This window comes from Roseomonas indoligenes, assembly GCF_017813365.1.
Lineage (GTDB): Bacteria > Pseudomonadota > Alphaproteobacteria > Acetobacterales > Acetobacteraceae > Roseomonas > Roseomonas indoligenes.
Genome location: NZ_JAGIZA010000042.1, coordinates 1 through 14609, shown reverse-complemented (window position 1 = coordinate 14609; position 14609 = coordinate 1). Strand labels below are relative to the sequence as shown.

Here is a 14609-nt window from a genome sequence, read left to right as displayed (position 1 = left end):
GCGTCAGTGGCGCGGAAGGTACCAGCATCCTCCCTCGCCACCCTGACCCACTCTGGTCAGGGCTCTGGGTCGTAGGACCCGGTTGGTCGGGTCCGATCCAGGGACCTGACGATGACCAAGCCGCTTTCCCCCACACAGGCGCAGATCCTAGCGTCGGCCACCCAGCACCCGGAGCGGCTGGCCGAGGCGCCCCCGATTCTGCCAACCGCCGCCCGCAACGCGGTGTTCCAGAGCATGCTGAAGGCCGGCTGCTGGAGGAGGTGCCTGGCGCGGAAGGTACCGTGCTCCGGATTACCGCGGCCGGGCTGGCGGCAGTGGGGGCGCCGCACGCCGCTGAGGCGGCTACGGACGCGCAGGAGGGCCGAGGAGGGCCGCCGGCCAGCAGTTCCGCCCCAGGGGGGCGAGAGGCTCCCGTCGAGCCTCCCGCGGCGTCATAACCTCGCGCCACCCTCCGGACTACCGCCACGGCCCTGCTGGTGGCCTGGGACGCGGGCCTGGAGCGGTCAGCCGTGCCGGTGTCCATCGAGGCATTCCGGGCCGCCCTGACCCGTGCTGGCGCAAACCGCCCCGCTCGCGACCCCTCTGTTCCACGCCGTCCGCGCGAGGGCACCAAGAACCAGACCGTCCTCACCCGCCTGCGCAGGGAAATGGGCGCCACCCTCACCGGGATCATGGATGCGACGGGCTGGGCACAGCACACGGTCCGGGGCTTCCTGGCCAGATTGAAGAAGAAGGGGCACGCCGTTGAGGTCCTGGAGCGCGTGCGCCAGGTCGGCCCCGGAGCACAGGGTGCCAAGGGCAGCCACAGCGTCTACCGGATCAGCGGGGAGCAGGGCTGATGGCCGGCTCTCGTTCTTCCCGCGCCTCCACCCGGCCCCGCTACGCTGTCGCGCTGTACCGGGTCTCCACGGCCGAGCAGGGCGGCATGGCAGCTTCCCGACGCGATGAGGAGGAGAGCTGCCATTGGGCGGCGGTCCACGCCGAGTGCCTTCCGCGGGGATGGCGCCGCCCCGGCCTTAGTGCGGGTTGATCATGTCGAACACGGCCCCAAAACGCCCGGTCGCCTCGGCGGTTCGCTGTGTCTTCACGCGCTCCACCAGGATCTCGGCGGCGTTCGGATCGGCGGCGAGGAGGGCCATGCTCTCGCGAATAAAGTCCTCCAGCGCTAGCGCACGGGGGTTATCGCGCTGGCCGGGCGTGAGGTCAGTCGCGACCAGGGGCGGTGCCAACTCGATCACCTGCACGGCGCTGTTCCGGAGCTGGTGGCGGAGGGAGATGCTGTAGGAGTGGATCGCGGCCTTCGTGGCCGAGTAGGTCGGTGTGTCCGCGCGCGGCACGAAGGCAAGGCCGGAGGAGACATTCACCACCGCGGCCTTCGGCTGCGCCAGGAGGTGCGGCAGCAGGGCGGAGGTCAGGCGGATCGGGCCCAGCAGGTTGGTCGTGATCGTGGCCTCGGCGATGGCCAGGGCGTCCGGGCCGGTGAGCACGTCCTCGACGCGCATGATGCCGGCGTTGTTGACGAGGATGTTCAGGCGGGGGTGCTCCGCCGCCACCCGCGCGGCGAAGTCCGGGATCCCGGAGGCGTCGTCGATGTCGAGGGTGGCAAGGTGCATGCCGGGGTGAGCGGAGGCGACGGCCTCCAGCGGCGCGAGGCGGCGTCCGGCGATGATGACGGTGTTGCCCGTGGCGTGGAGGGCCTCGGCGAGGCCGCGGCCGATGCCCGTGCCGCCGCCCGTGACGAGGATGGTGTTGCCGGTGATGTCCATGGCTGGCTCCAGTCCTGTTGCTGAGGAGTGGGGTGCGTTTTGGCCCGGGGCGGATTGTTCGATAAGCTGGATTTCTCTTCCTGGCTTGTGAAGGATGGCTCAACAATGCGGCCGCGGAACCTGGCGGAGCTGGAGGCCTTTGCGGCGATCGCCAAGGCGCGGAGCTTCCGCAGAGCGGCGGAGGAGCGCGGTGTCTCCGTCTCGGCGCTCAGCCTCACAATGAGGAACCTGGAGGAGCGTATGGGGGTGCGGCTGCTGCACCGCACGACGCGCAGCGTCTCGCCGACCGAGGCCGGGCGGATGCTGCTGCAGCGGCTGCAGCCAGCGCTGGACGATATCGCGGCGGCGATGGACATGGTCAATGACTTCCGCGACCGGCCCACCGGGACGGTCCGCATCAATGCGCCGATCCCCGCGCTGGAGTTCCGGCTGGCGCCTCTCGCGCGGCCGTTCATGGCGGCCAACCCGGACGTGTCGTTGGAGCTGATCAGCGATGCCGCGCGGGTGGACATCGTGGAGCACGGGTTCGATGCGGGCGTGCGCTTCGGCGAGGATCTGGCGCGGGACATGGTCGCTGTCCCGCTGGGCGGGCCGGTGCGCTACCTCGTGCTCGGGGCGCCGGACTACCTGATGCGGCGCGGGACGCCCGGGCAGCCCGAGGACCTGCTGCGGCATGACTGCGTGCGGCACCGCTTTCCCGGCGGCAGCATCTTTCCGTGGGAGTTCACGAGGGATGGTCGGGAGGTAACCATCACGCCGGAGGGGCCGCTGACTGTGAACGACCCGCACGTAGCGCTACGCGGCGCGCTGGACGGCGTGGGGCTGGCGCGGCTGCCGGAGGAGTATACGCGGGCTGCGATCACGTCGGGCGGGCTCGTGCCGGTGCTGGAGGATTGGTGCCCGATGTTGCCGAGCTGGTTCCTGTACTACCCGTGCCGGCGCCAGATGTCGTCGGCATTCCGGACCTTCCTCGACTTCGTTGCGCGATCCCGGCCGATCGGCCCCTGACCGATGATGGCCGCCAGCCGACCGAGATGGGTGTCGAGCGGACCCGGGCGGCGCTGGCGGCGGCACGGGCACGTGGGGCGGTGCTGGGTGGGGCGGGGGGAGGCCGCCGTTGCCGCCTTGAACATGCCGACAGAAAGCTCCTCGTCCAGCGGAGCGCGGTCACCCCCGCTGTGCTCTCGCTCTCTCGGTTGGGAAGGTCCGGTGAAGTCAGGCCATGCGAGCCAGGCAGACCTGGTTCAGGCTCCCCCGGTCCAGTGGGTTCCGCGCGAAGTCGCCGTAGCGCTCGGCGAGCAAGAAGCCGCAGACTTCGAGCAACCAGGGCACCTCCTGCGGGAAGAACTGGCGGAGGACCAGCGGGGCCAGCACCTGCACCGCGCCCCCGGATTGGCGGACCTGCCACTGGGCGGTCCGCACCTGCGTGATGGGGTCGTAGGCAGAGATTTCCTTCGCCATGATCGCCGAGGACGGGTTCGGGCCAAGATCCAGCCGCCGCGCTTCGCTCCCGGCCGGGCCGAGCGTGCTGAGATCTGGGCTGACCACGTCAAAGGCGAACAGTCCTCCGGGAGCCAAGTGCCGCCGAACCGCCGCTAGGCAGGCACGCAGATCCTCCGCCTCCGTCAGGTGGGCGAGCGAGTTGCAGGAGATGATCACCATTCCGAAGCGCCGGCCGAGGTCGAAGTCACGGATGTCACCGAGGACGAAGTTTGCGGAGAGCCGCCGCTCCCCTGCCTTGCGCGCAGCAGCCGCCAGCATAGCGTGGGATGCATCGAGCCCGATTACCTCATGCCCATCCGCCGCGATCGGCAGTGTCAGGCGCCCGGTTCCGCATGCCAGCTCGAGCACCGGCCCGCCCTGCCGCTGCGCCTCCTCACGGTAGAATGCCTCGCAGGGTCCCGGCTGCACGATCGCATCGTAGAGCTCGGCCTGATCATACAGAGAGGGCAGAGCTCGATCGGACCATGCGTCAAAGCCTGCGGTTCCCCGGCGAGAGCCCAGCTCCATGTCGGATGCGGGCTCAGAGAAGCAATGATGCGGCGGTGTCTGCATATCCGCTTCGTGTCACCGAAGCAGAGCACGTTCAAACCCATTCGAGAGCTCCTCCCGGACTTATCTCCCGCACGGGAAGGCCAGCTATTGCGGAAACCCTGCCCGTCCGGAGCCCAGAACAGTGATCTCGGCAGGGTGGCCAACCCACCGAGGTTGATCCAGGCTCTCGCCCGGCGTCGGCAGGTGGCACGGAGGGATCGCGATGGAACACCTGCTGGGCGGAGCGGGGGAGGTGGGCTGGATCGCCCTCAAGGCACTGCTGCTCTATCTCAGCGCCGTCGTCGGGCTGCGCTTCGGCTCGCGCCGTACCCTTGCCGATCTGTCGCCCTTCGACTTCGTCGCCGCCGTTGCGGTGGGCGCGATCGTCGGCCGGATCCCGAACGCGCACGATGCGAGCTATCTCACGGGTGTTGCGACGCTCGCGGCCGTGCTCGCCGGCCACTGGTGTGTTACCAGGCTACACGCCTCTCCCTCGGTCGGCCACCTCCTCGACCCGGCGCCGAGGCTCCTCGTCCTGGACGCCCGGGTGCTGGAGCGCGACCTCGCGCAGTGCGGGCTGACGCACGCCGACCTCTATGCCCTCCTGCGCCGGCAGGGCGTTGAGGACCTCGGCGAGGTCCGGTTCGCGATTCTAGAGGCGCGAGGCCAGCTCTCCGTCATCCGCCGCACGAGCGGGCGCGGAGACATGGGCAATCTCATCCAGCCCGTCGCCGCGCGGCAGGCGCGGGTCGAACCGCAGCCCTGAAACAACGGCCCGTCCCTGTCGTGTCGCCGCCACCGGCTCGCCTCCTGCGTTAGTTAGGACGCTCCATGGCGGGCACGGATTGGCACGGCGGAGAGGAGAGGCCGTGAACAGGATGGACGAGATGCCGAGATGGCGCCTGATCGTGACCCGCACCCTGCGGCAGGCCTGGGTGCGGGCCACGGTCTACTGCGCCGCCGGAGTGCTCACGGCTCTCCTCGCCTGGCGCTTCCAGTTCAACGTGCCGGACAACTTCGCCCTGCAGGTTGGCGCGGACGCGGTCGGCAATGTGCTGGGGATCCTCGCCTCCTCCATGCTGACTGTGACAACTTTCTCGCTGACCGTGCTGGTGAACGCGCTCGGCTACGCCTCCTCCGGCATCACTCCTCGTGCGACCACTCTCTGGAGCGAGGATCGCCGGGCCCATAATGCGCTCGCTACCTTCCTCGGCGCCTTCATGTTCTCGATCGTGGGCATCATCGCCCTTTCCACCCGCAGCTATGGGCCGGGCGGGCGACTGGTGCTCCTCGGCGCGACGGTGGTGGTGATCGTCCTGATCGTCATCACCCTGCTGCGATGGATGCAGCAACTCACCGCTTTCGGCCGGGTCGGCGAGACGATCCGACTGGTGGAGGAGGCAGCCTCCAAGGCCCTGCGTGCCCGGCGGGACCGGCCCTATCTGGGCGGTATCCCGCCGGACCCCGGCCACCGCCAGCCCCGCCCGGTTTTCCCGAAGGAGATCGGCTACGTCCAGCATATCGACATGATGGCGCTGTCGCGCGCGATGCAGGGGCGGGACGCTCCGCTGGACGTGGCGGTCCTGCCAGGCACCTTCGTGCACCCGGCCGCCCCGCTGGCGTGGGTGGATACAGGGGCGGACACGGCTCGCATGGACGCCGTGCGCGATGCCTTCCTGCTGGGGCACGACCGGAGCTGGGAACAGGACCCACGCTTCGGCCTCTCGGTGCTGGCCGAAATCGGGTCCAAGTCCCTCCCGCCGACCGCCGCGGATTACGGCACCGCCATTGCTGTGATCGGTGCCGGGCTGCGCGTGCTCTCCCAATGGATACCCGATCTGACGGTGCCCGAGGCTGAACCCGAATACCCTCTCATCCGCGTGCCGGGCCTTTCCACGGACGACCTGCTGGAGGACTTCTTCCAGCCGTTGGCGCGCGAGGGCGCCGGGATCGTGCAGGTCCCTCTCCGCTTGCAGAAGGTCCTCGGCGCGCTCTCGGGCCTCTCTCCGGAACGCTTCGGCGAACCGGCGCGTCGCGCCTCCTTCCGGGTGACGGAGCATGCCGAGCTGGCCCTTGCCCTTCCATCGGAGAAGGCGGCAGTGGTCGCCCTGACGCTGCGTTGACGCGGGTTGCCCTGTGCCGGCCTGGCGTCCGCCCACTACGCCCGCTTGGCAGTCAGAATTCTATGTCTGATGTCTCTGCAGCCAACCGGCACGTTAACGGCCGGAAGGGAAGTACCACCAACGCCGGGATGGCTCGGGTTCTGATGGGGCGGGGAGTACCGAAGCTGCGCGGTGGGGCCGTGTGGACCCATACGACAGTGGCACGGGTCGTGGGGCGTTTGGGGTCAACCGCCGCGACCTGGGACGTTGCGAGCAGCAGGCGAGCCCGCTGGAGCGTGGGTGCCTCGGCCCGAGGGGGCCACTAACCGGAGGGAAGTCCATGTCCACCCGTCGCGCGCTGCTTGCCTCGCCCTTTGCCCTGCTAGCCGCAGTGGCGCCAGCTGCCGCCCAGCCTTGGTACGAGGAGCGGCGCCGCCGCGAGGAGTACGAGCGCTGGCGGGAGCAAGAGTTCCGCCGGCGCGAACGCGAGGCGCGGCGAGCTCGCCGGGAGTGGCGTCGAGAGGAGTGGCAGGAGGAGCGGGAGCGAGAAGCCTGGGCTGCCCGCCAGCGCTGGGGCCGCTGACCCGCCGCGGAAGCTCTGAGAGCTGACAGCATTGAAAGCGTGGCGGGACCTGATCGCGGAACGGACCTGGGCGGCGCTTACGGCCGTTCAAGCGACCCGGCTATACTAGGCGGAAATAGGAGTAGAGACCAAGCTCGCTGCCCTGTGCCGCGGCTGCGGCCTTGGCTCGACAGAAAGAGGTAACACGCACTGCACATAGACTCGCGCTGGAAGTGGGTAGTGTGGGAGCGCAGCGGGCGGAGGGCATCGCTACCGATGTCCGGCTGGCGAGGGGTCCGCCGGAGAGGAACTGAGCGATGCCTCGGGGTAGGGCTTGTAGACGTACAAGATGATTGCCCAGTGTTCGGCGCGGTGTTCCTTTCAATCTAGGCTAATGTTTGCCCGCCGGACGACATCAGCCCAGCGGTCTGCATCAGAGGCCAGGAAATCCTGAAACGCTTGCTGGGTCATCGGCGCATGGGCATCGACACCCAGAGATTGGAACTGCGCCCGGATCTCGGGAACCTGCACGATCGCATTCACCTCAGCCGCCAGTCGATCAACGTACGGAGACGGCGTCTTCGTTGGCGCCGTGATGCCAAACCAGTTTGCCACATTCACAGACGGGAACCCCTCCTCACGCATGCCGGGCACATCGGGCAGCAATGGGTGTCGCTCCTGCAGAGTCACAGCGAAGACCTTTACCTTGCCTTCACGCCGAAAGGTGTTTGCGCGTGCAGCGGGCAGCACCATGAGATCGACCTGTCCCGCCATGAGGGCAACCACTCCCGGCGCCTCACCGGGGAAGGGTACGTGCACCATTTGCGCACCGGACGGCGCGCTGATCATCTCCATGCCGATCTGAGAGGTGCTGCCGATACCCCAGGATGCATAGGTGAACTTCCAAGGGCTCGCCTTCGCCAGTGCCATCACTTCCCGCACCGAATCTGCCGGGAAATCCATGCGCGCAACAAGGGCAAAAGGGTTTAGAACGAACGGGGCAATGGCCACGAAGTCACGCGTCGGGCTGTAGGGAAGCGTGCGATAAATCGCTGGGTTGATGGAATGAGTTTCGGCGGAGGCCATGAAGAGCGTCTGCCCATCTGGCACTGCCTTCGCGGCTAGTTCCGCGCCGATACGCCCATTTGCGCCACCGCGGTTGTCGACGAAAACCTGCACAGAAAGGCGCTCGCCCAGGTGCTGTGCGATGATGCGCCCCGATGCATCGGCGATCCCCCCGGCCGGCCAGGGAACGATCAGCCGGATGGGCCGGGATGGATAATTCTGCGCAAAAGCCGTAGCCGGCGGCAGTAGGCCTACTATTGCGGCGCCGGCCAGGGAGCGACGGGACACGGGCGGGAGCATCCGTTGCAACTGCGCTTCCTCCTGTTTCAAACTTCTGGGCCGTGACGAATCGCGCGACAGCCTACGTACCTTATCTCGGCGAGTGCCAAGGAATTATGATCGCCCCCGACAACTGATCTTTCCAGAAGCAGCAATAATACGATGCTTGGAAGCGGCCGCTGCATTCTTCCCCTATTCGTAAAGGCATTTTTCGCCGGCCCTCCTTTTTCTGGGTCTACGAGCTGCGTTGGATGCGGTGCGTCTCATCACGGGGAGAAGACCATGGAGATCGACCGTCAACGGAACCCTCTCTTCGGCCCGAACCGCTTCAAGCTGGGCATCTTCAGCGCCAATTGTGACGGCGGCCTGACCATGAGCCTCGCGCCGGAGCGCTGGAAGGCGGATTGGGACGACATCGTCGCAATGGCGCGCATCGCCGACCAAGCAGGGCTCGAATTCATTTTGCCTGTGGCCAAATGGCGCGCTTACCAGGGCAAGGCAAAGATCTATGGGCGGTCCTTCGAGACATTGACCCATGGTGCGGCCCTTGGCGCGCTCACGCAGCGCATTGCCATCTTCTGCACGGTGCACGTCCCGCTCGTCACCCCAGCGTTCGCGGCCAAGGCGATGGCGACGATCGACCACATTACTCACGGCCGCGCGGGCCTGAACATCGTCTGCGGATGGAACCAGGAGGAGTTCGATCTCCACGGCGTCACCATCGACCAAGAAGCGCGCTACGATCATGGCCTGGAGTGGTTCCAGATCTGGTCGAAGCTCCTATCAGGCGGGCCGGAATTCGATTGGGACGGGCGCTTCTTCAAGCTCCGGCGGCTTGAGACTGATCCTTTGTCGGTGCAGCGGCCATGGCCGGCCGTCATGTCGGCGGGCTTCTCGCCGAAGGGACGGGACTTCGCCGCACAGGCTGCCGATGTCCTGTTCACGAATCTGACGCAGGTTGATCAGATTCCCGGTATTATCACTGATGTCGACAGCTACATGGCCAATCGGAATCGCAGCATCTCCGTCTTCGGCATGTCGCATGTCGTATGCCGCCCGACGCGGCGGGAGGCCGAGGAATTCTTCCACTACTTCGCCGAGGAAATGGCCGATACGGAGGGGCAGGACTACTACCGCCGCATGCGGGGGACCAGTGCTGGGAGCGGCGCCAGCACGGTCGTCCGCCCGTTCGATTCACGGTTCAACGTCACGACGGGGAAGCGCTTTGCCGGCGCCTATCCCGGTGCCCTCCCACTCGTTGGAACGCCCGACGACATCGTGGCCGAGATGGCGGCGATGAGCGGCCATGGCCTGGCAGGCACCTCGATTGCCTTCCTCGACTATCTGAAGGAGATCCCCTTCTTCGTGCAGGAGGTGCTGCCACGCCTGGAGCGAGAGGGGCTGCGGCACAAGCAGGCGGGCTGAGGTGATCCCCCTAGCCGCTCTGCTCGCCGAACTCAGTGCTCAGGAAGTCGACGAAGACGCGCAGCTTGGCCGGCATGAACTTGCGGCTGGGAAAGACGACGTACAGGTCCGGGTCGACCGAACGAGCATGCTCCAGAAGCGGGATGAGACGCCCGTCTCGGATGTCCTCCTCGATCAGGAAGCGCGGGCTGCGTACAAGGCCCAATCCGGCCAGCGCCGCCAAGCGCAAAGTCTGCGCGTCGGTCGAGCGAAGCTGCCCGAAGGGCACGGCAGCCACCCGGCCATTCTCCGTGTCGAACTGCCACTCCACCGCCTCGGCGGATTGCGCGTAGACGAGACAGTCATGCCCTTCCACTTCGGGAATGCTGGCCGGCCTTCCCCGGCGGGCGATGTAGTCCGGCGAGGCGCAGACCACGCGATCGATGCGGCGCAGCCGCCGTGCCACCAGCGTTTGCCCGATCGGCTCCAGGAACTGCACGGAGGCGTCGTACCCTTCGTCGACCAGATCGGGCTGCCGCTCGGTCAGGTTGACCTGCAACGTCAGGCTTGGGTATCGCCGGAGGAAGGCCGGCAGTCGTGGCGCGATGCACACCATCCAGAACAGGGAGGTGGAGCTGACGCGAAGCGTGCCCTCCGGCGTAACGGCACCATGGCTCGCCGACATCTCGGCGAGTTCCAGCTCCGCCAGCGCGCGAATGCAATGCTCCAGGCAGACATGCCCGGCTTCTGTCAGGCGCAGGCGGCGCGTAGTCCGCTCGAATAGGCGAACCGCGAATCGCTTTTCCAACATGGCCACGTGACGGGTGGCCGCTGCGTTGGAAATGGAGAGCCGCGTGGCCGCGCGCGAGAAGCTGCCCGTCTCGGCCACTTTGGCGAAGACCTGCACGCTCTTCAGCAGGTCCACTCTTTTTCCCCCGGTGCAATGGTCAATTTCGGCGCGGCGGCTGATAGGGCCTTGCTCGCTTCGATAACATCGGGGGCTGGATGTTCAAAGGCCACTATCTGGCCAGCAGGGAGCCAGCGCGCATGATCCTCTACTCAGGCCTGGGCCGCATGGGCTTGCCGATGGCATGCCACGCCCGCGATGCGGGCCATGCCGTGGTTGGCTTCGATCCCTCGGCGGAGCGGCGGTCGCTCTTCGTGGCAAAGGGCGGCCAGGTCGTCACCGATCCTTCGGGGGTATACCCCCAGGCCGAAGCGGTCGTCATCATGGTCGGCTCCGAGCGCCAAGTGGAGGAGATCATGACCGGCGAGGGCGGCATCGTCGCCCACTGCCGGCCGGGTACGCTGGTGCTGGTCATCAGCACCGTAGCGCCGGAGTTCATCGCTCGGATGGGAACTGTGGCCCTGGCTTCTGGCATCCGGGTTGTGGATGCCCCCGTGTGCCGCGCGGAAATGGGTGCGATCGCCGGTACGCTTCTCGCCTTCCTGTCGGGCCCGGACGCCGATTGCCGCGATGCAGTCGCGCTGATGAAGCCCTACGTTGCCGATGTGGAGATTGTCGGTACTCGGCTTGGGGCGGCGCAGATCGCTAAGACGGTCAACAACATGATCCTCTGGGCCTGTGCCATGGCCAATGAGGAGGGGCTACGCCTCGCGGCAGCTTGGGATTTAGATCCCGCCTCGTTGCGCCGAGCCCTAGTGACTAGCAGCGCGAACAACTGGGCGCTGCAACATTGGGATCGAGCGGGGGAGATGCCTTGGTCCATCAAGGACATGGAGATAGCACTCCGTTCCGCTTTGGATGCCGGCGTGTCGGTGCCGCTCAGCGAGGCCGTGAACGTACTTGTGCGCCGTAGTCAGGTCCTAAGGCACGCTTGAATATGGTGCTTGAAGGAAAGCGTAGGCAGAAACTTCGGTGCTACGCGTCTAGCCCAGAGTGTTCTTCACGAGACCCGGGAGATCGCGATGCAGTTCTTCATCCGGGCTGCAGCCTACGCTCAGGATGCGGCGGTCGAGCATAGTGGAAGAGGCTACTTCGCCAGGTGAACGTACCGTGTTGGCAACGGCCAATTGAGGGGGTGTTCACCACCGATCAACGGTCGTTGGTCGGTGTTGAACAGGGCATGCTCGGTACTGCCCTCGCCAGTCTTCGCAGTCTGCTGGGACCTTGATCCGAGGGACGGTCAACGGGTCTCCCGGCGCAGCTGCTGCTCGCGCAGAAAAATGAAGAGCCCGGCGCCAATGATGATTACGGCTCCGGCCATTGTCAGCAGCCCAATCACTTCGCCGAAGAAGAGATAACCAAACAGCATGCCCCAGAGGATCAGCGTGTATTGGTAGGGGACCACCACGGAAGCCGGCGCGATCCGCAGCGCCTGGTTAACGCAGAGATTGCCGCCGAGCGAGCCGATCCCGAGAAAGAGCATGAGCACGAGGTCCATGGCCCCGGGCGGCGTCCAGCCCTGGGCCAAGACCAGCACGGTGCCAAAGAGCAGCGCGGCCAGGAGTTGCGCCGTCATCAGCACTGTCCCCGGCACACCCGCCAACTTACGAGTGGCTATCAGGAAGCAGGCGTAGCTGAAGCTGCCCACCAGAGCGCAGACCGCACCGAAGGAGAGGGAGGCGGGTGAGGGGTGCAGTGCCAGGACGACACCGCTAAAGCCCACCGCCACGGCCGTCCAGCGGCGCCACCCAACTCGCTCGCCCAGAAGAAAGGGAGAGAGAGCGGTCACGTAGATCGGGCCGGCCATGTAGTAGGTCATGACCTCCGCCAGGGGCAGCTCCGTGAGGGCCCAGAAGAATAGCGAGGACTCCAGCGTGGAGAACGCGATGCGCAGCAACTGCAATGCGGGGCGCGGCGCCCGAGAGAAAGCGTGGGGACCTGCCCTCCTGATCGAGGGGGCCATGGCACAAAGCCCGGCGGCGCTGCGCACCAGCAGGAGCTGCCCGACCGTGTAGGAGCCTACCAGCCATTTGCCGAGTGTATCGTTAACGGCGAAGAGCAGTACGCCGAGCAGCATCATGATGACGCCGCCAGTGGCGCCCGTGGGCATGCTGCCCAGGCGGGGGAATGCAGACACGGCTATTTTCCACCCATCGCGGCCCTTCTTGCCCGCGCTTGGCGAGGCCGAGCCGCAGCACTAGCGAGATGTTGTGGCGCCGAAAAGCCCGGAGAAGGGCGATTGCTGTGAAGGAAGCTGCGGGTCCTGTTGTATCTCAGCGCTAGGTAGGACAGGGGCTCGCCTGGTTCACCCAGCCTTCCCCTGGATGAGGTGCTGGTAGACGCGGGACGCTTCGACCGGGTCGTCGGGCAGCCGCGACACCAGAGCCTCGATCCAGCGGGCAACGCGCTGGCGCGCCCTATCCGGGTCGGCCATCTCGGCCTGGACGGTCACGTCGTGCTTCTCCCGCCAGCCGGCCCTCGCCTTCATCCAGAAGATCGCGGCCGCCACCGGCCCGCTCTCGGTCTCCATGCGGTAGAGGCTCTGGCCCACCTTGGCCGTCGCCTTGATGGAGCCGCTGTCGAGCTCCCAGCGGAAGGGCGTTGTTGTGTAACTCAGCAACGGTGAGGTGCAATGGGCGAGAAAGACAGGGGTTCTGGCCGGCCGCGGAGGCATTATCGGATGCGGAACTGGCGTGAGTACAATCGGGCCCTGGTCGCCCGCGGCGACCTGACGGTCTGGATCTCGCCCGATCTGTCCTGGCATGCCGGGAAGGGACGGGCAGGCGGGGCCGGCCGCAGGTCTTCACGGATGCGGCAATCCAGACGGTGCTGACGCTGAAGGTCCTCTACCAGCTGCCACTGCGGGCCGCCCAGGGCATGGCGGGGGGCCTGATCCGCCTGGCTGGCCTGGACTGGCGGGTGCCGCACTACAGCACTCTCTAGCGTCGGCAGAAGGGCTTGGTGGTCACCATCCCCTACCGCCCCCGAGGTGGGCCGCTGCACCTGGTCCTCGACAGTACGGGGTTGAAGGTGCTGGGCGAGGGCGAGTGGAAGATGAGAAAGCACGGGGCCGACAAGCGCCGGATCTGGCGCAAGGTCCACATGATCATTGACGCCGAGAGCCATGAGGTGCGGGCGGTCGAGATGACCGACCACCGGCACGGCGAGGGCGAGATTGTACCGGGCCTGCTGACGCAGGTGCCACAAGGGGAGCAGATTGGGGTCATCAGCCGCGACGGTGCCTATGACACCCGCGGTGTCTACGGGGCCTCTGCCGCCCATGCGGCAGACCTGGTCGTGCCGCCCAGGCGCAACGGTCGGCCATGGAAGGCTCGAACGCCAGGTGCCGGCGAGCGCAATGAGACCCTGCGCGCCATCAAGCGCCTTGGACGCCGTCTCTGGAAGAGGTGGAGCGGCTATCAACGACGCAGCCTGGCAGAGACGGCGATGTCACGCCTCAAGCGCCTCGGCGAGCGCCTTGCGGCCCGCGACCCCGCCCGTCAGGTCGCCGAGGTCCAGATCCGCTGCGCCATCCTCAACACCTTCAACGCCCTCGGCATGTCTGACACCGTCGCTCGCGCCTAAACCAGCCCGAACGAAGGATCAGCTCTAAACCGCGCCGGAATTACGCAACAAGGCCCCTTTGAATTATCAAAGTGCACGCCGAAAATGCAGGGGAGACACACGGAAAAGCGCGATCCCAACCCACCCAGAGAAAAGTTCTTCTGGAGAAGATTGGAGCAGCGGTAGGTGCTGGGCAAAAACATTCTCTGGGGAGGGGCTGCTCGCGGAAAGCAACTGGGGGGGGCTTACGCATCCATTCCGTGGATAAGTGGCATCCACCACCTGCGTTGGAGTTCCACTCCGCCAGGGCGCACCTCCTGGTCAACAGAGAGCGGCACCCCGCCGCCTCATCCACCCAGGATATGCAGCCATGATGAACCTTCGCCCCCTCGCCCTCGCCGCGGCCCTGATCGGCTCGATCGCCGCCCCGGCCTTTGCCGACCAGGATCGCGTCCCCGAGGGCGCCACCGCTTCCGGCCGTTGGGTCCAGGCCGACAGCCGCACCCCGCTCGCCGGCAGCCTCTCCGACGCCGAGCAGAACCTCCTGAGCCGGAGCGGCGCCACGGGCGGCGCGGGCCAGAGCTCGTAACCAGCCGCGTCAGCGACGGCCCAGGCGCTTGTCCTGGGGCCTGGGCCTGATCTGGCCCGAGAGGGGCTGTCAGGGACGCCTGGCGGCCCCTTCCCTCAACTAGGGGCGTGCTGACGGGCCAAAAGGGCTCTGTTGCGGAAATCGGCGTTGGGGACGCGGTTAGGTCTTTGATGTCCTGATCAGGTGCGCGCGACGGTATCGGGCATGCCAAGGGTGTCAATCGGCACGGAATCGGGACCCCGGATCGGCGCGCAATAGGGACCCCTCTGGCGAGGCGTGCTGAGGGGGTAGTCAGACGCGGTTCTTGAACCGCCAGCTGTCGTTGCCGGTCTCGACG

14 protein-coding genes and 1 pseudogene are annotated in these 14609 nt (G+C 66.7%); 9 read left to right on the top strand and 6 right to left on the bottom strand.

Going from position 1 to position 14609, the window contains the following annotated elements; all coding sequences use genetic code 11:
• The first annotated feature begins 509 nt into the window (after nucleotides 1-509).
• Nucleotides 510-839, top strand: a complete 330-nt coding sequence (locus J5Y10_RS28650) for a DUF3489 domain-containing protein (RefSeq protein ID WP_209377283.1) — start codon at nucleotides 510-512, stop codon at nucleotides 837-839.
• 177 nt (nucleotides 840-1016) lie between these two features.
• Here J5Y10_RS28650 and J5Y10_RS27195 read toward each other — a convergent pair whose 3' ends face one another.
• Nucleotides 1017-1766, bottom strand: a complete 750-nt coding sequence (locus J5Y10_RS27195) for an SDR family oxidoreductase (RefSeq protein WP_209377282.1) — start codon at nucleotides 1764-1766, stop codon at nucleotides 1017-1019.
• A 105-nt stretch (nucleotides 1767-1871) separates the two neighbouring features.
• Here J5Y10_RS27195 and J5Y10_RS27190 point away from each other — a divergent pair, with 105 nt between their 5' ends.
• Entirely contained in the window at nucleotides 1872-2774 is a 903-nt protein-coding gene (locus J5Y10_RS27190) for a LysR family transcriptional regulator (RefSeq protein ID WP_209377281.1), read from the top strand.
• Nucleotides 2775-2981: 207 nt separating this feature from the next.
• On the opposite strand, the gene J5Y10_RS27185 is transcribed toward J5Y10_RS27190, so the two are convergent.
• On the bottom strand, nucleotides 2982-3821 hold the full coding sequence (locus tag J5Y10_RS27185; RefSeq protein WP_209377280.1) for a class I SAM-dependent DNA methyltransferase: 840 nt from the start codon (nucleotides 3819-3821) through the stop codon (nucleotides 2982-2984).
• Nucleotides 3822-4023: 202 nt separating this feature from the next.
• Here J5Y10_RS27185 and J5Y10_RS27180 point away from each other — a divergent pair, with 202 nt between their 5' ends.
• The 3 genes from J5Y10_RS27180 (at nucleotide 4024) to J5Y10_RS27170 (ending at nucleotide 6485) form a co-directional block, all read left to right on the top strand.
• Nucleotides 4024-4566 (top strand): DUF421 domain-containing protein, encoded by a 543-nt coding sequence (locus J5Y10_RS27180; protein WP_209377279.1) that lies wholly within the window; start codon nucleotides 4024-4026, stop codon nucleotides 4564-4566.
• A 121-nt stretch (nucleotides 4567-4687) separates the two neighbouring features.
• A complete protein-coding gene (locus J5Y10_RS27175; RefSeq protein WP_209377278.1) occupies nucleotides 4688-5923 on the top strand; it encodes a DUF2254 domain-containing protein in 1236 nt (411 codons plus the stop codon).
• Between the two features lie 319 nt (nucleotides 5924-6242).
• Nucleotides 6243-6485, top strand: a complete 243-nt coding sequence (locus tag J5Y10_RS27170) for a hypothetical protein (protein WP_209377102.1) — start codon at nucleotides 6243-6245, stop codon at nucleotides 6483-6485.
• Nucleotides 6486-6845: 360 nt separating this feature from the next.
• On the opposite strand, the gene J5Y10_RS27165 is transcribed toward J5Y10_RS27170, so the two are convergent.
• Nucleotides 6846-7817: a Bug family tripartite tricarboxylate transporter substrate binding protein gene (locus J5Y10_RS27165; protein WP_209377277.1), complete on the bottom strand. Its 972-nt coding sequence runs from the start codon at nucleotides 7815-7817 to the stop codon at nucleotides 6846-6848.
• Between the two features lie 273 nt (nucleotides 7818-8090).
• On the opposite strand from J5Y10_RS27165, the gene J5Y10_RS27160 reads away from it, so the two are divergent.
• The gene (locus J5Y10_RS27160; RefSeq protein WP_209377276.1) at nucleotides 8091-9233 is read left to right on the top strand and encodes an LLM class flavin-dependent oxidoreductase; all 1143 of its coding nucleotides are present in this window, start codon (nucleotides 8091-8093) and stop codon (nucleotides 9231-9233) included.
• A gap of 10 nt (nucleotides 9234-9243) precedes the next feature.
• On the opposite strand, the gene J5Y10_RS27155 is transcribed toward J5Y10_RS27160, so the two are convergent.
• The gene (locus J5Y10_RS27155; protein WP_209377275.1) at nucleotides 9244-10137 is read right to left on the bottom strand and encodes a LysR family transcriptional regulator; all 894 of its coding nucleotides are present in this window, start codon (nucleotides 10135-10137) and stop codon (nucleotides 9244-9246) included.
• A 122-nt stretch (nucleotides 10138-10259) separates the two neighbouring features.
• On the opposite strand from J5Y10_RS27155, the gene J5Y10_RS27150 reads away from it, so the two are divergent.
• Entirely contained in the window at nucleotides 10260-11054 is a 795-nt protein-coding gene (locus J5Y10_RS27150; protein WP_209377274.1) for an NAD(P)-dependent oxidoreductase, read from the top strand.
• Between the two features lie 305 nt (nucleotides 11055-11359).
• On the opposite strand, the gene J5Y10_RS27145 is transcribed toward J5Y10_RS27150, so the two are convergent.
• Both J5Y10_RS27145 and J5Y10_RS27140 read right to left on the bottom strand, forming a co-directional pair.
• Complete coding sequence (locus tag J5Y10_RS27145; protein WP_342453043.1) at nucleotides 11360-12256, bottom strand: DMT family transporter; 897 nt, start codon at nucleotides 12254-12256, stop codon at nucleotides 11360-11362.
• Nucleotides 12257-12424: 168 nt separating this feature from the next.
• The gene (locus J5Y10_RS27140; protein WP_209377273.1) at nucleotides 12425-12739 is read right to left on the bottom strand and encodes a hypothetical protein; all 315 of its coding nucleotides are present in this window, start codon (nucleotides 12737-12739) and stop codon (nucleotides 12425-12427) included.
• Between the two features lie 12 nt (nucleotides 12740-12751).
• Here J5Y10_RS27140 and J5Y10_RS27135 point away from each other — a divergent pair.
• Nucleotides 12752-13704 (top strand): annotated as a pseudogene (locus tag J5Y10_RS27135) (IS5 family transposase).
• Nucleotides 13705-14053: 349 nt separating this feature from the next.
• Complete coding sequence (locus J5Y10_RS27130) at nucleotides 14054-14272, top strand: hypothetical protein (RefSeq protein WP_209377272.1); 219 nt, start codon at nucleotides 14054-14056, stop codon at nucleotides 14270-14272.
• Nucleotides 14273-14609: the final 337 nt, after the last annotated feature.